Source organism: Mucilaginibacter oryzae (genome assembly GCF_003148845.1).
GTDB lineage: Bacteria > Bacteroidota > Bacteroidia > Sphingobacteriales > Sphingobacteriaceae > Mucilaginibacter > Mucilaginibacter oryzae.
Genome location: NZ_QGHA01000002.1, coordinates 694,599 through 717,737, shown reverse-complemented (window position 1 = coordinate 717,737; position 23,139 = coordinate 694,599). Strand labels below are relative to the sequence as shown.

Here is a 23,139-nt window from a genome sequence, read left to right as displayed (position 1 = left end):
GAGGTGGTCTTAATACGTTTTATATAACGGATCTCAATATTTTTAACGCCAAAAAGCCTAAATACTAAAGGCGCGTTTTCATGCTATGTAATATTTTTGTCTTTAAACCAAACTTCTTCAGGCTCAGGCTTTAAATTATCCATCAGGTTTACCAGTTCAATGGCATCGGCCGAAGTAATAATCAAATCGCGGTTCACTTTTTTCATAAAGCGCTGCTCAACCATTAAATCCAGTTGCTGCAACAGCAAATCGTAAAAGCCGTTAACGTTTAGCAAACCAATGGGGTGGTTGTGCAGCCCAAGCTGTAACCAGGTAAGTACCTCAAAAAATTCTTCGAGGGTGCCTAAACCGCCCGGTAATGTTATCACCCCATCGCTCAGATCATTCATCATTTGCTTGCGCTGGTGCATGCTTTCAACAATGTGCAACTCGGTTAAACCGGTATGGCCAACTTCCTTATCCATTAAAAACTGTGGGATAACGCCAATGGCTTTTCCGCCACGGTTTAAAACGGCATCTGCAATTAAGCCCATAACACCAACTTTTCCGCCTCCGTAAACCAGGCTTAGGTTACGGCTAACCATCACTTCGGCCAATTGATCAATAGATTGTTTTAATACCAGGTCGCCATTATAGTTGGCGCCACAGAAAATGCAGATTGCTTTCATGCTCAATTATAATGAAAATTGAATGATGCATAAATTAAGATTTTATTAATATCTCTTAATCATTTATTGCTGCATACCCGGGTATTATTTAAGTTAGCAAAAAACGATATAAACGAATTATTTACATCGTTTTTTGTTTTCAGACTTACAAACGGATAAATCAAAAAATCGCTTAGTTTCGGTACCTATAAATAATATTTCAGGGATATTACCAGCCGACTATCCAAATTACCCTTCCCATTGCCAGTCCCTGATCTCAGGCATATCCTCGCCGTGCGTGTAGATAAATTGTTTATGTTCAATTAGCTTGTCCATTAGTTTTTGTTTTAAATAAACGCCTTTACTGCCGGGGATATGCACCCGGTCAATAACGTCAATCGCCAGGTGAAACCTGTCCATTTCATTTAACACAGTCATATCAAAAGAAGTGGTTATAGTTCCCTCCTCCTTATATCCCCTTACATGGATATTGCTATTATTGGCGCGGTTGTAGGTAAGTCTGTGAATGAGCCAAGGGTAACCATGGAAAGCAAATATTACAGGCTTATTGGTAGTAAACAGGGCATCAAAATCATGATCGGTTAAACCGTGAGGGTGTTCAGATTTTCTTTCGAGTTTCAAAAGGTCAACCACGTTAATCACCCTTATTTTTAAATCAGGCAAGTTTTCCCTTAAAATAGATACCGCGGCAAGAGTTTCGAGGGTTGGCACATCCCCGCAGCAGGCCATCACAACATCCGGTTCGCAATCCTTGTCGTTACTCGCCCAATCCCAGATCCCTATCCCTCTTGTGCAATGATTAACGGCGTCGTTCATATTCAGCCATTGTGGTGAGGGATGTTTCCCGGCGATCATAACGTTTACGTAATGACTGCTGCGGAGGCAATGATCCATAACGGATAAAAGGCAATTTGAGTCGGGCGGTAAATAAACCCGCACAATCTCCGATTTCTTGTTGATCACATGGTCTATAAAGCCGGGGTCCTGGTGCGTGAAACCATTGTGATCCTGCCGCCAGACGGTAGATGTAAGTAAAATATTTAATGAAGCTATCTTTCTTCGCCAGGGTATTTCGCGGGTAAGTTTCAGCCATTTGGCGTGTTGGTTAAACATCGAATCAACGATGTGGATAAATGCTTCATAACAATTAAATACCCCATGCCTGCCGGTAAGCAGGTAACCCTCCAGCCAACCTTCGCATTGATGCTCGCTTAGCATTTCCATTACCCTTCCGGCTGCTGCAAGGTACTCGTCGTTTGCTTCAACGCGGGCATTCCATTGGCGGCTGGTAACTTCAAACACAGCTTCCAGTTTATTTGAAACCGTTTCATCCGGTCCGAAAACGCGAAAATTTTTAGGGTTGAGCGTGATGACGTCACGCAGAAAACGACCGGAAACATGTACGTCACCCTCTCCTGCAATGCCCGGAGCCGTTACGCTAACCGCGTATTGCCTGAAATCCGGAAGGCGCAAATCTTTCAGCAATAATCCCCCGTTAGCGTTCGGATTCGCGCCCATCCGCCTGTCACCTTTCGGGGCAATTTCCGCGATGTCCCTATTCAAAGTACCATTTGCATCAAACAACTCTTCCGGCCTGTAGCTTTTCATCCAGCTTTCAAGCATTTGCAAATGATTACCAGAGGTTGATGAAACCGTAAGCGGGATTTGGTGCGAGCGGAATGTACCTTCTATCTTTTTGCCATCAACAACCTTAGGGCCGGTCCATCCCTTCGGCGACCGGAGGATGATCATCGGCCATCTCGGCCTTTCGATGCCGGGATGCTCCTTAGCGTTGTATTTAATTTGTTTAAGGTAGTGGATCGATTGCTCTAAAGCCGCCGCCATAGGCTGGTGCATCAGTTCGGGCTCTGATCCTTCAACAAATATCGGGCTATACCCGTAACCCTGAAATAACTGTTCAAGTTCATCATGTGGTAAACGGGCCAGCAAGGTAGGGTTAGATATTTTATACCCGTTGAGGTGCAATATCGGTAATACGGCGCCATCAGTAAGCGGATTTAAAAACTTATTGGAGTGCCATGCAGTTGCAAGCGGCCCGGTCTCGGCCTCTCCATCGCCAACTACGCAGGCAACTATCAGGTCGGGGTTGTCGAGCGCGGCACCGAATGCGTGGCTTAGCGAATATCCCAGTTCCCCGCCTTCGTGCATCGATCCCGGTGTTTGCGGCGACGCGTGACTGGAAATACCGCCCGGAAACGAAAACTGTTTGAATAGCTTTTTCATCCCTGCTTTGTCCTGCGTAACTTCAGGATATATTTCGCTGTAAGTGCCTTCAAGATAGGTACCGGCAACAACTGCCGGTCCGCCATGTCCGGGGCCCGAAACATAAAGCATATGGAGATCATAACGGTTGATCAGCCTGTTAAGGTGGGTATATATAAAGTTTTGCCCCGGCGTGGTACCCCAATGCCCCAATTGCATTTTTTTGATATGTTCTATTTTTAAAGGCTCATCCAAAAGCGGGTTATCGCACAGGTACAACTGGCCGACTGATAAATAATTAGCCGCACGCCAGTAAGCGTCCAGTTTCCTCAAACAATCTTCTGTTAGCGGCGCGCGTTCGTTTTGGGTAATATCAGCTATCATTTTCATTTATTTTTCAGCTTTAAACGTTAATCAGTTCTTTAACAATCTCGGCCATCACCAGCTCTTCATCCGTAGGCAACACGTATGTTTTAACTCTTCCGCCGGTAACAGATATCTTATTTTTGTTTTGCTGGTTTGATTCATCATCCAGCTTGATGCCCAGAAATTCAAGCCCAGTACATATTTGTTTCCGGATTTCGGGGGCGTTTTCCCCTATCCCACCGGTAAATACCAGCACATCAATGCCGCCCATGGCTGCGGTAAACGCACCTATGCTCTTTTTAACATAATAACAAAAAAGATCTACAGCTTCCGCCGCGAATCGGTCGGTTGCATATTTTGAAAGTAAATCGTGCATATCTCCGCTGCTTCCTGAAATACCCAAAAGCCCGGATTCGTGGTTTAGCATCCGGATCAACTCATCGGCATTAAATCCCTCATGCTTCAAAATATGCCAGGCTACTCCCGGATCAATATCTCCCGACCTGGTGCTCATCGGCAATCCGGATGCCGGTGTAAAACCCATAGTGGTATCCACGCTTTTACCATCTTTTACAGCCGCCAGGCTCGAACCATTCCCCAGGTGCGCTATGATAATTTTGCCGTCGGCCTTACCAAAGGATGTTAACCTTTGCATAATATATTGGTAAGAGAGGCCGTGGAAACCGTAACGCCTGATGCCGGATTGCGTAAAACGCCTTGGTAAAGGCAGCAGGCTCGCTACCGTTGGCATATCCTGGTGGAAGTAGGAATCGAAGCAAACATATTGGTTTACCTGCCTGTAGCGGGATGCAAAAGCTTCGATGAGCTTAATTTCATTTGGAAGATGTTCTGGATCATCCCCCGCTTCCTTTTTTAACCTGGATAACAAACTATTGTTAACAATAGCTGGCGCGCAATTCGGCATACCATGTACCATCCTGTGCGCTATCACCGTAAACTGAGAAAATAACGGGTGGTTCCCCAGCCAATCAACCACAAAGTTTATCGCCGATGCATAATCAGTAACTTCATCCGGGAGCGGTTCAGTTTGTGAAAGCCTGTTCTCCGTAAATTCAAACAACATTCCGGGCAAACCGATCCGGCTTATCCGCCCCTCGCCTATCTTTTGAATTTTAGCAGCCAGGCTAAACAAAGAGAATTTTATACTTGACGAACCCGCGTTAATTGCAAGTAATTTAGCCGTAGCTGTATTCATTTTTCAGATTTTTAAAAGAAATAAAAACTTTGAAAGCCTGATAGTTAAAGCAGCAGAACCTCTATTTGTTTCTCATCCCGGTTATTTTACTTTTTATCCGCCTATGCGATGGCTTAGTTCTTTGATCTTAATTGAAATCACTACCCTGAATATTCCGGCACCAAAAAAAGCAAGTCCGGTCCAGATAATCAGATTTGCGATGCCAAAGGCGGGATAAGCCAATATGCCTACCGAGAAGAAAACGACAACGAGGCTGTTAAACAGGATCCAACCCCAGTTTGAAATGCCGTAAGCGCGCATATCGATGGCGCTTCCAATTCCCATTATCCCCCTAACCAGCAGCCAGAAACCTACAATTACGGGTAGCAGCATCATGGTTATGGCAGGATAACTAAACAGGTAACTCCCGATAGCGATATCAATAAGCCCGCTTGCCAGGAGCCATCCCCAGCGCTCAATATGCCTGGTACTCATTACAGATACAGCAGTTTCGAAAAATCCTGTTGCTATCATGCCAATAGCAAACGTGAGGCTGAGCGAAAGGTAGGATTGCAGCGGGGATAAAATGATCCATACACCTAACACCGAGAGTAATATCCCCGAAAGCAGCATCAACACCCAATATCTTGAAGGGATTATCGTTCTTTTATCAATTACATTTTCCATCGCTTGATTTTTTTAAGGCTTCATTCAGATAAAAGTTGCACCCGTGCAGCGAGGCACAGGCGCAACGTATTTGATCAGTCAATGTTAATCTTCTTTTTGGCTGCTTTATCCGGCGTAGTTTTGCGCACCTCAATAGTTAGTAAGCCGTCGTTGTAATTTGCCTTGATATTGTCTTCATCCACGTTATCCGGCAAACGAAAGCTGCGGGTAAACGAAGTTTTAGTAAATTCCTTACGGGTATAATTCTTCTTTTCCTCGTTGTGCTCTTCGCTGGTTTCGGCGCTTATGGTTAGCAGGCCATTTTCGGTACTGATATTAAAATCATCTTTCTTAAACCCCGGCGCGGCCACTTCCAACTCGTAATTGTCATCAGTATCGCGGATGTTTACCGCAGGTAGCAATTCCTTGTTGAAAAAAGGACGTGTAAAAAACCTGTCGTTGTTCCGAAAATCTTCCATCATTGAACGCAATGAAGGTGTGCTGTTTGATTTTACCAATGTTGACATAGCTGTATGTATTAAGTTTATAACCCAAAGTTGTGAACAAACCAATCAACTCTACATGACCGCCGTCATGTAGTTAAATGACCTTGAGCATCAAATCATTACAAGCTACCGGCAGCAGGTGCCCAATGTCAGTATTCCGGGTGACTACAGTCATTTGCGCCCCGGCTGATTATGCGAACATTTGTATAACAAAGTCGATAACATAACATTAAAACATTATCATCATGAAAACGATTTTCGCACTTACCGATTTTTCTGATAATTCAGTAAACGCCGCCAACGCCGCGGTGCTGCTGGCGGGTAAAATACACGCCAATGTACTATTGTACCATAATTATGAAACGATGGCGGTAGCATCCACCTTTTCAGGCGGCCCGTACGTTAATGAGGAGTTCTTTTTAACCACAACAGAAACAAAGAAAAACCTTGATCACCAGCTAAAGGGACTTCAATACATTGTCGACAGCATTGATAAAAACGACCGCCAGCCAACACTTAAAGCCCTGAGCGGCGATGGCAACCTGGAAGACAATCTTAAACAGGCCATTGATGAAAACCAGATAGAGTTTATTATCATGGGTACGCCATCAGGTACCGCTATTGATCATCTGTTTTTTGGGAGTGAAACCAACACTATATTACAGCATGCCCACAAGCCCGTATTGATCATACCGGCCAATAAAACTTTGGGCGACATTAAAAATGTGGTATTTGCAACAACTTTTGATGAACCTGATATCCAGGCCCTGCACTACCTGATAAACCTTGGCAAAACATTTCATTTTAACATCGAAGTTGTACACGTAAACCAACCGGTTAAAGACAAGGCGCAACAAATTGAAAAAGAAGCTGCTTTCCAAAAGCACATCGCCAGGTTTGGATATGATAAGATCTCTTTCAAAGATATTGGCGGGCACGATGTTGCCGACAGGCTGCACCTGTATTGCGCCGAAGAAAAACCGGACATATTGGCTGTGGTTCATCACCAGCATTCATTTTTACGGCGCATTTTTGAACACAGTACAACTAAGGATGCCCTTACTGATTTAAAACTACCGTTGTTTATATTCCCTACTGTTTTATAAATATTTAAAAGCCCAATACCTTTTTTCAATAAAAGAGGCTGTATCATCAAAATGATCAGCCTCTTTTTCTTTGATCTGGCCGGGGGATGTTTTAAGTCGGACATAATTAAACGAATGGTCATTTTTCTGTTATGGCAGCATTCGTGTAATTCGGTAATTCATGATAATTAGTTTGAAATTCAAATCAATATATACGGGTAATTTTGTGACGAATCAAAAGCGATCTCCGCATTTATGCCATACAATTAACCCGGTTTACGCAACAGATTTAAGTTGGGTAAACCGGGTTAAGGATTGTTAAAATTATAGGCTTTATTAAAAGTGTACAGGAGCTAATTTTTCCGGCAACACCAGCAGGGGTATATGAATATGATGAGAGAGTTTTTGCGTGTAGCTAATGCCAAATAACCGTTCAATGGGATTAGCCCTTCGGTGCACCATTACCAGCATATCAATTGCTGTATGTTGGCACAGCCAGTCCAGGCCGTGCATCACATCCTTACTTTTGATGTGCCTGTAGTAAATTTTAGGGTAATTGGCTTTGCAGGTTACATCCTTTAAAAAATCATCGGCTTTTTGTTTATCATCAGCCTCTTCAAACTGCTCGTCGGTAATGTGGGCTATCAGCAATTCGGCGTTAAAATAATTGGCCAGGCTTGCGGCCGAGTAAATCAGTTGGATATCGCCGCTGTCCAGATCGGTAGCGAAAGCTATTTTGGTGATGGGATGAAAACCTACCCCCGCCGGGATCAGCAGTAATGGGAAGGTTGCCTTATTGATCACATCCCGGGTATTACTCCCTAAAAAGAACCTGTTTACAGCCCCCGCCCCTGACATCCCCATTACTACCATGACACATTTTCGCTCTTCAACTGTGTTTCTTATCATATCCATTACCTCGCCGGTAGCGCTGCTGGTATTGATAAATTCGTGGCCGGAGCTTGTTTGCTCAATTCCCGCTTCATGGTACAGGCTTGCCGACAGACTGCGAAGCTCCCGATCGGTTTCTACTTTTAATGAAGTATAATCTTCCAGCGGCCACGCCACCTGGGCGGCCATTGGCGCCTCCGACGGCACCTTAATGGCATGGCACAAGGTTATCCCCGCGCGAATATTTTTTGCAAAATTTGCCGCGTAGCTCGCCGCGTTATTGGCGGTTGCCGAAAAATCTGTTGGTACCAGGATGGTTTTCATAACTGATTGATTTTAATACACCGTTATTTGGTTTTACTGTTAGGCTTAATATTATAAAGCATATTTTCTATGCGGCTATCCAAATGGTAAACGTCGTTGTATTTAACAAGCTGCCCGTTTACAATAGCGGCTGTAATATAAGTGACGCTCAGGGGGATGGGCTTTTTCAAACCAAAAACCCTAACATCATGGTTGATCAGGGCACGGCGCACAGCTTTAATATCACTTTCGCTATCGCCTGTTTTCAGCAATTGTTTTGCAAGTTCCTCACTGCGCTCAATTTTTATCGCACCGTCAGTCAGCGCTCTTTCACGTTTGTTGAATAGATTTTTGTTTGATACGCCCAGCAATTCAATACCCGCTTTATTACCGGGCATAAGGTATATGTTGCCATCCTTATTACCTGCAGTCGGTTTAGAAGATACATCCCCGGAATTAAACTTATCCGGGCTGCCTTTTTCCGCTACCACCGGCCGTGCCGAAGTGGCAAAATCCCGGAGCAGGCCAACCATTATCGGCGTAGGCGTGCTGCGCTTCCCTACCATCACTTTAAAGTGAAAAGTTGTATCCCGCGTGGCCAGTTTTAATGAATAGGTTGGGATGTTGATCTGGATATAGGTGCTGTCATTTAATTCGGCCCAGCGTAAGCGCTCCATATTCACGGCTATTTTTCTTACGTCAGCTTCCGGTGTTTCATAGCAGTCGCCTTCATAAACACCTTTAATCAGGTGTAATTGATATTGAAGCGCCTTGTAATCGGCATTGGCAGGCTGCGCTTTTAGTACAGCGTCCATAAAAGCAGGCTGATTAAGCGCGTTAGCTAAAACATCAGTGGCGTTAAAGCTCTTCACCGTTTCTCTGTCAGTTTTTGAGGGTGGATAATAAGGGTTTAACTTGCCGAAATGAACGTTATTGATAAAATTCAGCATGGCGTCGGTAAGCAATATTTCAAAACGGGCCTTTTGTCGGCTGCTTATTTTTTCGGGCTGTTCAAGTATTTTATGCAGCAGCGGATACTTTAGTTCTTCAGGGTGGTAATCTTCATGTCTTAAACCAAACTGCAATACACAATCAACCAGCAGCATGGCAGCCCAGGTTTTATTCTGGTCTTTTTGCTGCAAGGTCCAGATGGGGGCATAACTACGTTTAGCGTAAAAGCGCTTTGTTGATAACGGGAAATACAACAAGCTGTTTACCGCCCTTTCATTCAGTTGCCGGGTGATCTCCGCCTTCACCGAAGTATCGCCATTTAAGGTTACCGGGCCATTTGCTTTACAGCTAAGCGGAGTAAAAACACTTAAAGCAAAAAGGCAGGCCAAGGTTTTTTTAATTGCCGCATGAGTAACTGCACTTGTTTTCATAACATCTTCTTTATAACGTAAAGTTGCGTTGAACCGGCTACCAAATAAGTGATAACGATCACATTTTCCGCTGATCCTCAACACGCTACCACACGCTAACCCATTCTGAATCAATAAGGAAAAACTATCAGCGGAACGGTAATATGAACCGGCACCGAGGCGTCGGCACCCTCTGCAATCAATTCCTGGCAATGAAAACGGTGATGAACAACGGCCAGCAGATCTGCATTCATGTTGTGCACCATAACATCTACGGCGCGGGTAACGTCCCGTTCTCGGGTGTTGTTAAAATACAATTGCCCATAATTAACACGTTTACTTATTTCGTCGTTAAATAGCGTGAGCGCGTAACCTTGTTCAATATGGGGCAACCCCTTTGCCGATAAGTGCGCAAGCAAGATCTCGGCTTTACAGGGCCCGGCCAGTTGGGCAAGGTACCTGAGCACATTTAAACGACAATACCGCAAATCGGCAATATGGATAATATGCTTAAAGCCCAGGCCTTCATATTTTTCGGGGATAAGCATCAGCGGGCAGGCTATTCTGTTTAAAATAGCATGGATTTTTACGTTGTTGCTTATTGATTTAAATTCCGTTACCCCTTTCATCAGCAACCAGGTGTTGTTTTGGTTGATATAAGAAATTAACCGGGCTTCGGTATCAAACATCGCGTCAAGCTCGCTGATCAGGGGCATAAAACCGCCTTTTTCCGCCGATTTCCCTTTCAATTCTTCAAAAAGGCTCCGCCGCGATTTATAGGTATGAAATTCAGTTGTACTCCGGCCTGCCAGTTGATATTGTTTAAAAACCGCAGGTTGCTTTAAAGCACAAACACGTGCCAAAACCAGGTCTGCCTCCACCTGAAGTGCAAGGTCAAGCGCAAAATGTGCTGCGTGCTGTGCTGATGCTGAGCCATCGTCAATTACCAGGATCGTTTTCATAATCATGTTTTTTTAGGTTAATAACTGGGTAACAACAGCAAAATAAAGCATAGCGTAAATTTTATTCACTGATGATTATCAGTTATTTATGTGATTTTTATCATGCTGTTTATTTACCTTAAACAGCAATTTTATAATCATTAAATCAGCTCATCATGAAAACTGTTATAGCCCTTACCGATTTCTCGCCAAACGCAACGCACGCCGCACACTTTGCACTAAAACTTGCCATGAGCTTAAAGGCAGATTTGCTATTGTGCAACGCTTATATTATGCCTGCCGAAATACCAAGCCCGTACACCATTGCCTGGCCGTTTGAAGAATATGAAATGCTGAACGAGGAAAGCACCGCCATGCTCACACTTTTGAAAAGCCAATTGGAAACCTGGCAGGAAACTTTAAATACCCACGACGGATTTGATACCCGGATTACTGTTAACAGCTCTTTCGGAGACTTGTGCAGCGTTATAAAATTACTGTCATCTGCAAATGATGTTGCTGTGGTTGTAGCGGGCATGCACGATAAAGACGGATTAACCACGGTTTTGCAAGGCAACCAGATAAAGCGCATGATTGATAACATTAACCTGCCGTTATTACTGATCCCTCCGGCCGCGGTTTTCGATCATATCAAACGGATAGCTTTTGCAACCGACCTGACTTCTGTAAAAGATGACATTGAGGCGCTGTCACTGTTAAATAAACTGATCCGGCCACTTGATGCCGAGATCCTGCTCACAACCATTGACAATAAGGATAATTACCATGTTATTAATGAGCAGTTTATGCAGGAAATACTAAACACCATGGCATTGAAAAACCATAATAACATGCTCAATACAAGGATTTTAAGATGCAAACAAATTGAAGACGGACTTACAAGGCTTTGCGCCGAAGAGCGCCTGGATATGCTGGTGATGGTGCACCACCATTTCGGGTTTATTAAACGCTTATTTAAAGGCAGCCACACCCATCAAATGAGTAAAAACATCAATATCCCCTTATTAATATTTAACACCCATACAAGTTAACCAAAAACTTTGGCTAATAAACTTGTGTGCCGCTCGGAACGGGCCTGTTTGATGATTAATTCATTTTAAAAACCGCTTATAAAACCAATGTTTAACAACTTCTGCTGATAAGATATAAGCGATAACTGTTCCGAGCATTAACAAGTAGTACCTCCACGATAAAGTTGTAAAACCGAAGGTACCGGCAAAAGGCGTGAGTGGAACAGCCAACACAAGCAGCAGGATAATGATAGTTACCAACGACAGGTATTTACCAGGCAGGCTTTTAAAAAATGACAGGCGTGTACGAACTACCAAAACTATTAAAACAGCCGAAATAACCGATTCGGTAAACCAACCTGTTTGAAAAACCTGCTCGTTGGCATGCAATACAAAAATAAGCACCGCGAAAGTGAGATAGTCAAAAACAGAACTCAGTAAACCGAACACGATCATGAAGCGCTGAATAAAGCGGAGGTTCCATCGTTGCGGGGTTTTAAGATTGATGTCATCTACTTTATCTGAGGAAATAGTCATTTCCGGGAAGTCGGTTAGCAGGTTGGTGAGTAATATTTGCTTAGGTAATAAGGGCAAAAACGGCAGAAACAACGATGCACCCGCCATACTGAACATATTGCCGAAATTTGCGCTGGTAGCCATGAAAATATATTTCATGGTATTGGTAAAAGTTTTACGTCCTTCAATAACGCCGTTGATCAAAACATTGAAATCCTGGTTTAACAGTACGATATCGGCAGCCTCCTTGGCCACATCTACGGCCGAGTTCACCGAAATACCCACGTCTGCGGCGTGCAGGGCAGGCGCGTCATTAATGCCGTCGCCCATAAAACCAACAACATTGCCCGCCTTTTTCAAAACGCTGATGATGCGCTCCTTTTGATTGGGTTCAACCTCCGCGAAGATATCCGTAAGCGGAGCGCTATGCCTGAGCGCGGCATTACTCATATTTCGAATTTGCTGCCCCGTAAGGATCCGGGCAGATTGAAAGCAGATTTGCTGCGCAAGGTTCCTGGCTACAGGCGCATTATCCCCGGTGATTATTTTCAACTTGATACCCAGGTTCTTCAGCCTTTCAATTGTTTGCGGCATACCCGCCCGGGGCGGATCAAACAGGGTTACAAATCCAATAAATACCATATTATTTTCGCTATCCCTCGTAAAAGCACGATCATCAGCCACTTCCTTATAGGCAACCCCGAGCGTTCTAAGCCCCGAATCGCTTAATTGGTGATAAATATCTAAAATAGCCTGCTTACGGTTGCCGATATCTTCAACAACACCTTCAGATACCTCAACCCGGTTACAGATATCAATAATTACGCTTAAGGCGCCTTTGGTTATTGCCAGATTGGACGCAGGGGTTTTAAGCAGTACAGTTAGCCGCTTGCGGATAAAATCATACGGAATCTCTTTAATTACAGAAAATGCTTCCGCCTCTTCCTGCCGGTTGGCGGCCGCGCAGATCGCAACATCTATAGGATTGGCAAAGCCCTGCTGCGATCTGGCATTAAGCCAGGCATATGTAAAAACCTTATCGTTGCTCTCGCCCTTAAAATCAAGGGTATCTTTTAAATTAACTTTGCCCTCGGTAATGGTACCTGTTTTATCAGAGCATAGTATGTTCATGCTGCCAAAATTTTCTATGGCGCTGAGGCGCTTTACAATTACCTGTTGTTTAGCCATCCTCCGCGCACCAGACGAGAGGTTAACCGTTATAATTGCAGGTAAAAGTTGCGGGGTAAGCCCAACAGCCAGGGCGAGCGAAAACAAAAACGAATCGAGCACGGGTTTATGCAGCAAAACATTTATCGCGAAAATAACCAATACCAATACAAGCGTAATTTCCATTAATAAATACCCAAACTTCCTGATCCCCTTTTCAAAGTCAGTTTCGGGAGCCTTCAATAACAGGTCGTTTGATATTTTGCCGAATTCGGTGTTTTTTCCGGTTTGTGTAACAAGCGCCTTCCCGATACCGCTTACAATACTCGACCCCATAAAAAGACAATTGCTGCGCTTTGCCAGGGAAGTGGATGCGGGCACAACACCGGTATTTTTTTCAACAGGATAAGTTTCACCGGTAAAAGCGGCTTCGTCAACAAACAGGGATTCTGATTCGATGAGCAGGCAATCGGCAGGAACGATATCCCCGGCCGACAGACAAATAATATCCCCCGGAACCACTTTGGTTACCTCAAGCTCCGCTTTTGTACCATCCCGCAACACGGTGCAATGCAATTGAACTATTTTCAATAGTTCGTTAACTGCGCCTGCCGCTCCCTTCTCCTGCCAAAAACCCAGCACACTGCTAATCAAAACTATGCCTATGATGATTAGTGTATCTGCGGTATCGCCTAAACCGGCCGATAATAGTGCAGCCGCGATCAGCAACAAAGTAACCGGGCTTTTAAATTGAGAAAGCAATAAAAGCAGATTATTGAATCTGCCCGCTTTTTTTAGCGTATTGGCACCATATTGTTTAAGCCTTTCATCAGCTTGTGCCGAACTGAGCCCTGTAGCTTCCGTTTGAAGCAAGTTCAGGGCATCACTTACCGTAAGCCGCCAGAAGTTATCTAATTGATTATTTTTTTGTTCCATTTTTTTGGGCCGAAGAGGGATTTGCGAAGTACCCTTCAAATTAAGCCTATATTGCCGGGTATTTTATTGCTCTGTATCAATACAGTAAATGATCTGCATCATTATTTTGGGTTTTAAGCAGATAAAGTTACAGGGATAATGATTTGAAATATAATGATTTGCTAAAACCTGCGACCTACTATGATCTTAACAATAGCCCTGTCGGCATTAGAGGTAAAACCATACCCCAGTCCACCATTAAACTCCCATTCAGGGTCAACGTTCAAATCAGTGGCAACAAACAGTTGGTGGTCCTGCTGCTTGAAGGGGTCATAATGAAAGAAAGGGCCCGTACTGCCATAATATTCCAGGCCAAGCGCAACGGCTTTGGTTAAATCATAGCTGCCCTTTACGTTTGGTGAAAAGGTGAAGCCACGGTTCTGATCTGGCCCTTTAAAACTTTTTTCGAGCGTTGGGTTAACGGATAAATAAAGTTTGTTCCATTTTTTATCAACGATCGGCCTGATTTCCAGAGTGGACGTGTTGGCAGAAAATGCGGCTTTTTGAAAACCAAACTCGGTAGAAATGCTTACGCCTACCGGCCAGTTCCAGCTTTGGGGCACTGCAACCCTCGGCCTGATGTGAGAGCCTACATAGGCGGTGCGGCCAAAACTACCTATTGAATTAAAAAAGTAAAAGCCGGTTTCAAACCAGCTTGTCCAGCCATGGGTAATCTCAACCGTTTCGTGTTCAACATGGTTGGTGGGTAACACGCCGTTATTTTCTGTTTTGCTTCCGTTTATGGTATAGTTACTGTGAAGCTCAAACATGGTTTTCTGTTTTTCAACCGTTTCTGAGCCATAAACCTGAATTTCGTAATTATCCTGTGCTTTAACCTGCAGAACGCTGAAGGTAAGGATCAGCATGTATACATATTTCATCGATATTGAGCTTTAAAACATTGCAAATTTTATCCGCGCTAAACTATTGTACCAATCTGGAGCAAAATTGTAGTTGATCCCGGCTTATAAAAAATGTGACGAGGCAACAACTTAAGGCAAACTTTAAACCGATACTTGTATTATTGCAGGTAAGATGAGTGAACTAAATCCAGCCATGAAACTGGCTTCCGATTATCTGGAACATACCAACACAGTAGTTTTCCTGACGGGTAAGGCAGGTACAGGTAAAACAACCTTTTTGCAAAATTTGAGGCAAACCTCTAAAAAAAAGCTGGCTGTTGTAGCTCCCACCGGTGTGGCGGCAATTAACGCGGGCGGTATGACCATCCACTCACTCTTCCAGATCCCTTTCGGTCCGGTGGTTCCCGGCGGCAGCACTCACCCCGAGGCAAGTTATAATGATGAGAAAAAGGAGCTTCTTACGGCCTTAGAACTCCTGATCATCGACGAGATCAGTATGGTGCGTCCCGATGTGCTGGATCAGCTTGATCTCATCCTGCGTAATTTAAAAAAGTCGCCCTACGCCTTTGGCGGTACGCAGCTTTTATTAATCGGCGATCTTTCACAGCTAAGCCCCATTGTGCGGGATGATGAATGGGGCATATTAAGGCCTTATTACGCCACACCATATTTTTTCAGCAGCCATGTGCTGCAAAAAACCGCCTTTGTGCGTATTGAGCTTGACCATGTTTACAGGCAAAAAGAACAGGCCTTTGTAGATATATTGAATGAGGTGCGTAACCAAAATATAAGCCAGGCAAGTTTGGATTTGTTGAATGCCCGTTACCTGCCCGGTTTTAAGCCGACAGTTGATGACCCGTACATTACCCTTACTACACACAACAACATAGCCCAGCAAATAAATACCGAATACCTGGACGCGTTGCCCGGCGCCGAATTTGAATTTGCAGCCACCATCAGGGGCGAATTTCCAAAAGAAGCCTACCCAACCGAAACCAGTTTGAAACTTAAAATTGGCGCGCAGGTGATGTTTGTAAAAAATGACGGCTCGGCCAAAAAGTTATATTACAACGGCAAAATCGGCTCGGTAAGCCGTATAGAAGGCAATACCGTATTTGTAACTACCGGCAGCGAACGGGAACTGGCCGTTGAACCGGTAGAATGGACCAACATCAAGTACCAGATGAGCGAAGGCGAAATGAGCGAAACCAACGCAGGTAGTTTCGCACAGCATCCGCTTAAGCTGGCCTGGGCAATCACCATTCATAAAAGTCAGGGCCTAACATTTGATAAAGCTATTATTGATGTAAGCGAAGCCTTTACCCATGGCCAGGCGTACGTGGCCTTAAGCCGTTGCCGAAGTTTATCGGGTTTGGTTTTACGCAACCCCATCGGCGCGCATAACATCATTGGCGATCCGGCGGTGGCACGCTTTAATGAACAGTCCGCAGCTATCAAACCAGACAATCAAACCCTTGAGCGGGATAAGGAGTTATACCGGATATTTTTACTGAGCAGCTTATTCAACTTTAACCAGTTACGTGTAAGCTCCAAAGGATTTGAAAGTATCATCCCCAACCTGGAAAACGATATTATAGATGTTGGCGAAAAGTTTAACCGGCAATTAAAAGCCGAACGCAGCCAGCAGGCAGCAGCTTATTTCCTTGATAAACTTAAATCAGCAACCGAAAACCTGCACCGCCACTTACCCGGTATCATTGGCGAATCGAAAGAAAAAGCAGGGAAGGCAGATAAGCTTATCAACTGGCTGATGCACCGCATTAACCTGCTGGAATATTTCGCGCAACATCCTTTCTCTACAGATAGTTACCTTGAACTATCAAGAAACAAGCCCGGCACCAATGCGTCCTCTTGTCTTAAGGCGCTGAACGCCAAAGCTAACGAAGAGTTATATGAACAGATGCTGACCTGGCGGGAGCAAACAGCCACCAAACAAAAAATTATGCCCAACATGGTACTGTCGGAAAAAACGCTGGAGACTATAGCCGCAAAACTGCCCGACACGCTGAGAAACCTCGGCGGTGTTAAAGGCGTAGGCCCGCAAAAGGCCGCCTTATACGGCGCAGAACTTATTGGCATGATCAGGGCTTATAAGCAGGCACAGCAGGGTGGCGGCGCTGACCAGGTGAGTTTGTTTTAAAGTTGGCTACTCCACCCCTAACTCGCTCATCAACCTGGCCACGGTTTCTTTTAAACCGGCCAACTCCTGTTCAACAGCGGCAAGCCTGGCTTCAAGCGCCGTTGATGAGCGGCCTGATGAAACTTCTACTTCCGGTTCGTCCTCGTTAAACTCGGGTGTGCCGCCAAGTAAGTGCGCGTAACGTACTTCTTTCTGGCCCGGGCGTTTGGGTAACTGCACCACATACGGTACTTCTCCGGCCGCCAGTTTATCCAGTACTTCCTGAACCTCCTCTATCGATTCAAATTCGTACATACGGCCGCTATTGGTATTCAACTCTCCCGGAGTTTGCGGACCGCGTAATATCAGCAGGCAAATAATGGCCACTTCCGATGGGATCACCGGGTAAACAATGGCGAAGTTGTGTTTGTATTTTACCGCCCGGATAGAGCCGCCGGTAGCTGTAGAGATCAATCCGCGTTTTTTTAGAGAGTTAAGGGCATTGATCACGGTATCATCATCATAATTAACCACCGGCTTACGCGATGTTTTCTGGTTACAGGCAGCCACAAGGCTGTTGAGAGTCATGGGATAGTAATCGGGCGTGGTTTTGGCCTTTTCCATCAGGGTGCCAAGCACACGCAGTTCTTCGGCGTCGAGTACGGGTAAAGTTTGCGGTGAATCCATGGCTAAATATAAGCAGGTTTTTATAGGGTCAAAAAAAATCAGCGTTTTTTAAATGCTAAAACCTTTAGGATTTCAAATATTTGCTTACTTTGTATCTTCATGGGTTTATTCATTACATCATTAAATTCGGGAAGTAACGGCAACTGCTATTATGTAGGGAACGATCAGGAGGCAGTATTGATTGATGTGGGCATATCCTGCCGCGAAACCGAGAAACGCATGGCCCGCCTGGGCTTATCCATGCAAAAGGTGAAGGCCATTTTTGTATCGCACGAGCATTCAGATCATATCCGCGGTATTCCGGTATTGGCTAAAAAGTACAATCTGCCGGTGTATATCACGCCAGGTACGCTAATGTATTTAAGCGGTACCAACTATTTCAAAGTGCATCACCTCAGCCCTTTTCAAATTATTCAGATCGGGGCACTGGAAGTAACCTCCTTCCCAAAAATGCATGATGCTGCTGAGCCGCATAGCTTCATGGTTCAGCAGGGTGATGTAAAAGTAGGCGTATTTACTGATTTAGGTGTGGTGTGCGACCAGCTGATCCGATATTTCAGCCAGTGTCACGCGGCTTTCCTGGAAGCTAATTATGATGACGATATGCTGGATAACGGAGGCTACCCCTACCACTTAAAACGCCGTATCCGCGGCGGTAAAGGGCATTTATCAAACAAACAGGCCTTAAGCCTGTTCACAACGCACCGCCCGGCCCACATGACACACCTGCTGCTTTCCCACCTTTCTAAAAACAATAACGACCCTAAACTGGTGGAAGAACTGTTTAAAACCTGCGCAGACGGCGTTGATATTATTATAGCCTCCCGGTACGAGGAAACGCCGGTTTACCACATCAGCGCCGCTGTAGTTCAGCACGAACCCTTGGGGCAGCTTGGGTTTGATTTTTAACTTTGATCGGTCTGGAAATTATTGCGCCGCGGGATCCTGCGCGAAAATACGGCTCAGCATCTCGTATAATTCAGGATGTTTGTGTTTAAGCTGACCGGGCTTCTGAAAAAAGTATTCGGAAACCACGGCTAAAAACTCGGCTTCGTTGGTAATAGCATAAGGGTTGATATCTGATTTTCCTTGCTCAATCTTGTTGATCTCCTGGTGAATCATCTTTACCCAGGGCAACACGTATTGATGCGCCAGCAGGTTTTCGGGCACACCATCGGTAGCGCCGTCCGATTTATCAAGCAGGTGTACAAATTCGTGAATGGCGGTATTCTCCATCCCTGCCGATTTGCCAAAGCCCTTCAACAAAGCAGCCCGCGACAGGATCATCTGCCCGTTCATATAGCCGCTACCCACCATGCCTAAAATGCTCCTGTTTTCCCCCTCAAACTGAAAATCACCATCAAAGGTATCCGGGTATAAAATTACATTGGTAAGGTTACGGTACTCCCAATCATTAAAACCAAATATCGGGATCACCGCGCTTGAGGCTATCATTACCTTATCGATGTCATCGACAGCCGTACCCACGCCTTCAATAGTGATTCCGGTCAGAAACTTCTTAACTTTTTGCTCAAATAAGGTTTTATTTTCTTCGTCAAGATTTTGATAATAAGCGATGTGGGTACTTAAAAGCTGTTTAAGATCAATAGGTTGTGATGATCCGGCATCCGCTCCCTTTTTCTTTTTCAGAGAATAAAAAGCAATGATCAACAACAAAATAACAAGAACTACTGGAATCATCTTTTTAAAAAATCAAGTAAAACAACAACATGAATATCGCGGCGGCAAAGGTGTTTAAAAAGTTAACCATATTGTTGCCGATGAAACCTTTACGCTCCAGAACCGCCCCCAAAACCGAATCAGTGATATTGCCAAACGTACCCGCCAAGACAATTCCCAACAGGAAAAAGCCTAATCCATGCCCAAAGGCGTAAACAAGTGCTATGATCATAGCGCCGCCAATGCCTATCAAAGTACCCTCAGCACTGATCACACCATCAAGTCCACGCGCATCGGCCTTAAAGGTAATAATATTAAAAAACCGGCGACCGTAAACCATCCCCAGCTCTGATGAAAGGGTATCGGCTGCTGCCGATGCCAGGCTCGCGGCCATCATCAGCTGAAACAAAACTGCCTGCGAAGGGATCATCAAAACCATCAGTCCGCAAAAACCCGCTGTACCAGCATTGGCTAAAACCTGCCCTGCCGTACGCCTGCCCTTTTCTTCGGCATTAAATTGCTGTTTGCTTTTAAGCTGCCACGATGTAGCAGCCGAGCCCAAAATAAAAAAAATGGTCATCATGGCTAATCCGGTAAAACCGCCCCCTGCAAAAACCATACAGGCAACCAAAGCACCGGTAAAGGCCGCTGTTACGGTTAGCTTACGTGCGGCTATACTGTAGCTTATGCCTGCCAGTAAAACCATTGCCAATATCAGGTAGCTTAACCACATATTATTTTTTTAAGTCGGGAGACTTAAGTCTTAAGTCTCAAGTCAGTAGTTTTAAGTCGGTAGTTCGAAGTCAGAGCAAACGTCCTTGCGATTTTCGACTTCGTACTCAAGACTTAGGACTTAAGACTTATGACTTGAGACTTACGACTTAACAACGCTGCTAAATTAAACTTTCAATTCATACTTTTGGACACATGAAAGATATACTTGGCCAGGCTATACATGATCGTTACCATAAATTGGGCAACCACAAATTGTGGATCAACAATCAATACGGCCCTAAGGAAGAGATGCCCGTTGAAATTTATTTCAGGGATGAAGACGATATGCCGGATTTGGAGTGGCTGGCCATGAACGAATGCCGGGGCACAGTGCTTGACATCGGCGCCGGAGCAGGCAGCCATGCGCTGGTATTGCAGGAAAGGGGCTTTGATGTTACCGCCCTCGATATCTCGCCCATGGCCTGCGATGTGATGACTGCCCGCGGCGTTCAGAAGGTAATTAAAGCAGATATTTATACTTATAGCGCGCAAAAGTTTGATACGCTGTTATTATTGATGAATGGCATCGGCTTAACCGGTTCGCTCGAAAACCTGGAGGTATTTTTACAACATATCAAATCGCTGCTTAATCCCGGCAGCCAGATCCTGTTTGATTCATCGGATATCGCTTATTTATATGAAGAAAGCGGCCTGCCTGAAAAAGGTTACTACGGAGAGCTTTTATACCGGTACGAATACAACCGGCAAAAAACCGACTGGTTTAACTGGCTTTATGTTGATGAGAAAACGCTTGAAACGATAGTTAACCGCGCCGGATTTGATATGGAAGTTTTGCTGGAAGATGAATTTAAACAATACCTGGTAAGATTAACGTTTAACAAATAATAACTTTGTTTTACCCAAGGATAAAAATCCTTAAATGTTTTTACAAATACGGATTAACCAATTTAGCTGATGAAAAAAGCAATCACCCATATACTTGCCGGTCGTGAAAAAAAGATTACAGCCGAAGAAACTGTCCGTCAGCCGCTGCCGCATAAAGATTTCAGGTTTGCTAACCCATTAATTGTGCTACACCATATGGGCCCGCAGGTAATTGAGCCGGGGCAGGCGCTTCGCATCCACCCTCACCCGCACCGCGGTTTCAGCCCATATACCATTATGCTGCAGGGCGAGGGTTACCATAAGGATAATGCCGGGAACGATGAAGTGATAAAAGCAGGCGGGGTACAGTGGATGTTTGCAGGCAAAGGGATTATGCACAGCGAAGGGCCGACGGAACAGCTTTTAAAAGATGGCGGCGTGATGGAACTGATCCAGCTTTGGATTAATGCACCGGCAGACAAAAAATGGGATAAGCCATTTTACCAGGCTGCCGCTGCACATGAATTGCCTGTAGTTTTGGAAGGAGACGGGCTTGCTTTTAAACTGGCCAGCGGCGATTATGAGAGTCAAACAGGTCCGATAAAAAACTTTACACCGGTTATTTCTATTGTTGGCACGATGGCCAGCGGTAAACAGGTTAACTTTACAGCCCAGGCGGGCTATTGGACATTACTTTATATTATCAGCGGAAGCATTACTGTTAACGATGAACCCGTATCGCGCTACAACCTCATAGTGTTTGATAAAGAAAACGGGGACATTAACATAACCGCCAATGAAGATTCACAAATACTTTATCTGTCGGCCGAACCTATTGAAGAGCCGGTTGCAGCAAAAGATAACTTTGTAATGAATACGCCAGCCGAGGTAGATCAGGCCATTGAAGATTACCATAAGGGTGTATTCGGCACGTTAAACTACTAATCCGTCTCATTACTTTTGGTTATTGGCGATTGCGTTTTATGATAAAAACACAATCGCAATTTCATTCACTTTTGTGCCATTAAAACAAAAGAAAAATGAATACACAACCAATAACCAATACCGGCGGATTACTGTTAAACCTTAGTCAAAACGCTCGTAAAATCATCTTCGCCATAGGTATAGTGCTTTGCCTGATGCCCTTTATGAGCCCGGCGATCGCGTTACTATCCGGATTAATTGTGGCGCAGCTTTCAGGGCACCCTTATTTGCATCTTAACCATAAAGCCACCCACATACTATTGCAGGTTTCGGTTGTAGGGTTGGGTTTCGGCATGAACGTGAACAGTGCTTTACAAGCCGGAAAAGAAGGTATTTTGTTTACCATCGCCTCTATAACCGTTACACTCTTGTTCGGCACGCTGATGGGGCGGTTACTAAAAATCGAAAAGAAAACATCTTATCTTATCTCCGCGGGTACAGCCATCTGCGGCGGCAGCGCCATCGCGGCTATATCACCCGTTATTGAGGCCGAAGAAGAGCAGATTTCAGTGGCGCTGGGCTGCGTATTTATACTTAACTCAATCGCGCTGTTTATCTTCCCGCTTATTGGTCACCACCTTAATTTATCGCAAACACAATTTGGCCTGTGGTGTGCAATCGCTATACATGATACCAGTTCGGTAGTTGGCGCGGCAAGCAAATACGGCCCCCACGCCCTGGAAGTTGCAACCACCGTTAAACTGGCCAGGGCTTTATGGATCATACCCGTGGCATTTATATCGACATTTGCTTTTAAAAACCGGTCGCGTATAGTTAGCATCCCTTATTTTATAGGTTTATTTGTGCTGGCCATGGTTGCAAACACCTACCTGCCCGTTGTAAAACTGATCAGTCCGTATGTGGTTAACATAGCTAAAACCGGTTTAACACTTACGTTATTCCTCATTGGTGCGGGGCTATCGCGCAAGGTGCTCACATCGGTGGGGTTAAAGCCATTGTTTGAGGGTGTCGCGCTTTGGGTGGCTATTTCAGCGGCGGCATTGTATTCTGTAATACACCTGGTTTAAAAAAGCATTTGCGGCAGGGAGCTTAATAACCTTTTAAATGAGCAAAAAGCATAGCTTTTGCCCATTTAAAAGGTTATTTTCTAACACTACAATACCACTACAGCAATCGGTTGCCGGTTTAAAAAGAGGCAAATACAGCGGACAAACAACATTTTCGGCCTGTTTATGATTTAGTTTATGTAAAATGTTGATTAATTTACGGCTCGCAACCGGGTTGGTGTTAATTAAACCTGCCTGCATTATAAACTGAGTTATTGCTTAACC

Annotated in this window: 20 protein-coding genes; 7 read left to right on the top strand and 13 right to left on the bottom strand. The window is 44.7% G+C overall.

Features of this window, described 5'->3' with window-relative positions:
* Nucleotides 1–83: 83 nt before the first annotated feature.
* From LX99_RS08370 to LX99_RS08350, 5 genes are all read right to left on the bottom strand, one after another.
* Nucleotides 84–668 carry an LOG family protein gene (locus LX99_RS08370; protein ID WP_109607437.1) on the bottom strand — a complete coding sequence of 195 codons (585 nt, stop codon included), beginning with the start codon at nt 666–668 and terminating at the stop codon, nt 84–86.
* A 228-nt stretch (nt 669–896) separates the two neighbouring features.
* A complete protein-coding gene (locus tag LX99_RS08365; RefSeq protein WP_245927873.1) occupies nt 897–3,281 on the bottom strand; it encodes a phosphoketolase family protein in 2,385 nt (794 codons plus the stop codon).
* A gap of 13 nt (nt 3,282–3,294) precedes the next feature.
* Entirely contained in the window at nt 3,295–4,473 is a 1,179-nt protein-coding gene (locus tag LX99_RS08360) for an acetate/propionate family kinase (RefSeq protein ID WP_109607436.1), read from the bottom strand.
* A 93-nt stretch (nt 4,474–4,566) separates the two neighbouring features.
* Nucleotides 4,567–5,139 carry an HdeD family acid-resistance protein gene (locus LX99_RS08355; protein WP_109607435.1) on the bottom strand — a complete coding sequence of 191 codons (573 nt, stop codon included), beginning with the start codon at nt 5,137–5,139 and terminating at the stop codon, nt 4,567–4,569.
* A 74-nt stretch (nt 5,140–5,213) separates the two neighbouring features.
* Nucleotides 5,214–5,645 (bottom strand): Hsp20/alpha crystallin family protein, encoded by a 432-nt coding sequence (locus LX99_RS08350; RefSeq protein WP_109607434.1) that lies wholly within the window; start codon nt 5,643–5,645, stop codon nt 5,214–5,216.
* 224 nt (nt 5,646–5,869) lie between these two features.
* Between LX99_RS08350 and LX99_RS08345 the strand changes: the two genes are divergently transcribed.
* Nucleotides 5,870–6,730: a universal stress protein gene (locus LX99_RS08345; protein ID WP_109607433.1), complete on the top strand. Its 861-nt coding sequence runs from the start codon at nt 5,870–5,872 to the stop codon at nt 6,728–6,730.
* A 315-nt stretch (nt 6,731–7,045) separates the two neighbouring features.
* On the opposite strand, the gene LX99_RS08340 is transcribed toward LX99_RS08345, so the two are convergent.
* The 3 genes from LX99_RS08340 to LX99_RS08330 all read right to left on the bottom strand — a co-directional run bounded on the left by LX99_RS08340 (nt 7,046) and on the right by LX99_RS08330 (nt 10,226).
* The gene (locus LX99_RS08340; protein WP_109607432.1) at nt 7,046–7,924 is read right to left on the bottom strand and encodes a universal stress protein; all 879 of its coding nucleotides are present in this window, start codon (nt 7,922–7,924) and stop codon (nt 7,046–7,048) included.
* Nucleotides 7,925–7,947: 23 nt separating this feature from the next.
* Nucleotides 7,948–9,285, bottom strand: coding sequence for a L,D-transpeptidase scaffold domain-containing protein (locus LX99_RS08335; RefSeq protein WP_109607431.1), 1,338 nt, complete (start codon nt 9,283–9,285; stop codon nt 7,948–7,950).
* 110 nt (nt 9,286–9,395) lie between these two features.
* Entirely contained in the window at nt 9,396–10,226 is an 831-nt protein-coding gene (locus LX99_RS08330) for a universal stress protein (protein WP_170122655.1), read from the bottom strand.
* Between the two features lie 155 nt (nt 10,227–10,381).
* Here LX99_RS08330 and LX99_RS08325 point away from each other — a divergent pair, with 155 nt between their 5' ends.
* Nucleotides 10,382–11,257 (top strand): universal stress protein, encoded by an 876-nt coding sequence (locus LX99_RS08325; protein ID WP_109607429.1) that lies wholly within the window; start codon nt 10,382–10,384, stop codon nt 11,255–11,257.
* Nucleotides 11,258–11,317: 60 nt separating this feature from the next.
* Here the strand turns inward: LX99_RS08325 and mgtA are convergent, their stop codons facing one another.
* Both mgtA and LX99_RS08315 read right to left on the bottom strand, forming a co-directional pair.
* Nucleotides 11,318–13,855 carry a magnesium-translocating P-type ATPase gene (mgtA, locus tag LX99_RS08320; protein ID WP_109607428.1) on the bottom strand — a complete coding sequence of 846 codons (2,538 nt, stop codon included), beginning with the start codon at nt 13,853–13,855 and terminating at the stop codon, nt 11,318–11,320.
* A 161-nt stretch (nt 13,856–14,016) separates the two neighbouring features.
* Entirely contained in the window at nt 14,017–14,775 is a 759-nt protein-coding gene (locus LX99_RS08315) for a hypothetical protein (RefSeq protein ID WP_109607427.1), read from the bottom strand.
* Between the two features lie 154 nt (nt 14,776–14,929).
* Between LX99_RS08315 and LX99_RS08310 the strand changes: the two genes are divergently transcribed.
* Nucleotides 14,930–16,918 carry an HRDC domain-containing protein gene (locus tag LX99_RS08310; RefSeq protein ID WP_109607426.1) on the top strand — a complete coding sequence of 663 codons (1,989 nt, stop codon included), beginning with the start codon at nt 14,930–14,932 and terminating at the stop codon, nt 16,916–16,918.
* Nucleotides 16,919–16,924: 6 nt separating this feature from the next.
* Here the strand turns inward: LX99_RS08310 and LX99_RS08305 are convergent, their stop codons facing one another.
* Nucleotides 16,925–17,584, bottom strand: coding sequence for a YceH family protein (locus LX99_RS08305; protein ID WP_109607425.1), 660 nt, complete (start codon nt 17,582–17,584; stop codon nt 16,925–16,927).
* Between the two features lie 99 nt (nt 17,585–17,683).
* Between LX99_RS08305 and LX99_RS08300 the strand changes: the two genes are divergently transcribed.
* A complete protein-coding gene (locus tag LX99_RS08300) occupies nt 17,684–18,493 on the top strand; it encodes an MBL fold metallo-hydrolase (RefSeq protein ID WP_109607424.1) in 810 nt (269 codons plus the stop codon).
* Between the two features lie 18 nt (nt 18,494–18,511).
* Here the strand turns inward: LX99_RS08300 and LX99_RS08295 are convergent, their stop codons facing one another.
* Together LX99_RS08295 and LX99_RS08290 are read right to left on the bottom strand one after the other, a co-directional pair.
* On the bottom strand, nt 18,512–19,285 hold the full coding sequence (locus LX99_RS08295) for a M90 family metallopeptidase (RefSeq protein ID WP_109607423.1): 774 nt from the start codon (nt 19,283–19,285) through the stop codon (nt 18,512–18,514).
* A 4-nt stretch (nt 19,286–19,289) separates the two neighbouring features.
* The gene (locus LX99_RS08290; RefSeq protein WP_022833014.1) at nt 19,290–19,997 is read right to left on the bottom strand and encodes a DUF92 domain-containing protein; all 708 of its coding nucleotides are present in this window, start codon (nt 19,995–19,997) and stop codon (nt 19,290–19,292) included.
* Nucleotides 19,998–20,191: 194 nt separating this feature from the next.
* Between LX99_RS08290 and LX99_RS08285 the strand changes: the two genes are divergently transcribed.
* From LX99_RS08285 to LX99_RS08275, 3 genes are all read left to right on the top strand, one after another.
* Nucleotides 20,192–20,884, top strand: coding sequence for a class I SAM-dependent methyltransferase (locus LX99_RS08285; RefSeq protein WP_109607422.1), 693 nt, complete (start codon nt 20,192–20,194; stop codon nt 20,882–20,884).
* Nucleotides 20,885–20,953: 69 nt separating this feature from the next.
* A complete protein-coding gene (locus LX99_RS08280) occupies nt 20,954–21,808 on the top strand; it encodes a pirin family protein (protein ID WP_109607421.1) in 855 nt (284 codons plus the stop codon).
* A gap of 95 nt (nt 21,809–21,903) precedes the next feature.
* Nucleotides 21,904–22,875, top strand: a complete 972-nt coding sequence (locus LX99_RS08275) for a YeiH family protein (protein ID WP_109607420.1) — start codon at nt 21,904–21,906, stop codon at nt 22,873–22,875.
* Nucleotides 22,876–23,139: the final 264 nt, after the last annotated feature.

Coding starts and splice junctions, on each gene's coding strand:
- LX99_RS08370 (WP_109607437.1), bottom strand. CDS start 668: ATGAAAGCAATCTGCATTTTCTGTGGCGCCAACTATAATGGCGACCTG.
- LX99_RS08365 (WP_245927873.1), bottom strand. CDS start 3,281: ATGAAAATGATAGCTGATATTACCCAAAACGAACGCGCGCCGCTAACA.
- LX99_RS08355 (WP_109607435.1), bottom strand. CDS start 5,139: ATGGAAAATGTAATTGATAAAAGAACGATAATCCCTTCAAGATATTGG.
- LX99_RS08300 (WP_109607424.1), top strand. CDS start 17,684: ATGGGTTTATTCATTACATCATTAAATTCGGGAAGTAACGGCAACTGC.
- LX99_RS08335 (WP_109607431.1), bottom strand. CDS start 9,285: ATGAAAACAAGTGCAGTTACTCATGCGGCAATTAAAAAAACCTTGGCC.
- LX99_RS08285 (WP_109607422.1), top strand. CDS start 20,192: ATGAAAGATATACTTGGCCAGGCTATACATGATCGTTACCATAAATTG.
- LX99_RS08310 (WP_109607426.1), top strand. CDS start 14,930: ATGAGTGAACTAAATCCAGCCATGAAACTGGCTTCCGATTATCTGGAA.
- LX99_RS08360 (WP_109607436.1), bottom strand. CDS start 4,473: ATGAATACAGCTACGGCTAAATTACTTGCAATTAACGCGGGTTCGTCA.
- LX99_RS08330 (WP_170122655.1), bottom strand. CDS start 10,226: ATGAAAACGATCCTGGTAATTGACGATGGCTCAGCATCAGCACAGCAC.
- LX99_RS08295 (WP_109607423.1), bottom strand. CDS start 19,285: ATGATTCCAGTAGTTCTTGTTATTTTGTTGTTGATCATTGCTTTTTAT.
- LX99_RS08290 (WP_022833014.1), bottom strand. CDS start 19,997: ATGTGGTTAAGCTACCTGATATTGGCAATGGTTTTACTGGCAGGCATA.
- LX99_RS08280 (WP_109607421.1), top strand. CDS start 20,954: ATGAAAAAAGCAATCACCCATATACTTGCCGGTCGTGAAAAAAAGATT.
- mgtA (WP_109607428.1), bottom strand. CDS start 13,855: ATGGAACAAAAAAATAATCAATTAGATAACTTCTGGCGGCTTACGGTA.
- LX99_RS08325 (WP_109607429.1), top strand. CDS start 10,382: ATGAAAACTGTTATAGCCCTTACCGATTTCTCGCCAAACGCAACGCAC.
- LX99_RS08275 (WP_109607420.1), top strand. CDS start 21,904: ATGAATACACAACCAATAACCAATACCGGCGGATTACTGTTAAACCTT.
- LX99_RS08305 (WP_109607425.1), bottom strand. CDS start 17,584: ATGGATTCACCGCAAACTTTACCCGTACTCGACGCCGAAGAACTGCGT.
- LX99_RS08350 (WP_109607434.1), bottom strand. CDS start 5,645: ATGTCAACATTGGTAAAATCAAACAGCACACCTTCATTGCGTTCAATG.
- LX99_RS08315 (WP_109607427.1), bottom strand. CDS start 14,775: ATGAAATATGTATACATGCTGATCCTTACCTTCAGCGTTCTGCAGGTT.
- LX99_RS08340 (WP_109607432.1), bottom strand. CDS start 7,924: ATGAAAACCATCCTGGTACCAACAGATTTTTCGGCAACCGCCAATAAC.
- LX99_RS08345 (WP_109607433.1), top strand. CDS start 5,870: ATGAAAACGATTTTCGCACTTACCGATTTTTCTGATAATTCAGTAAAC.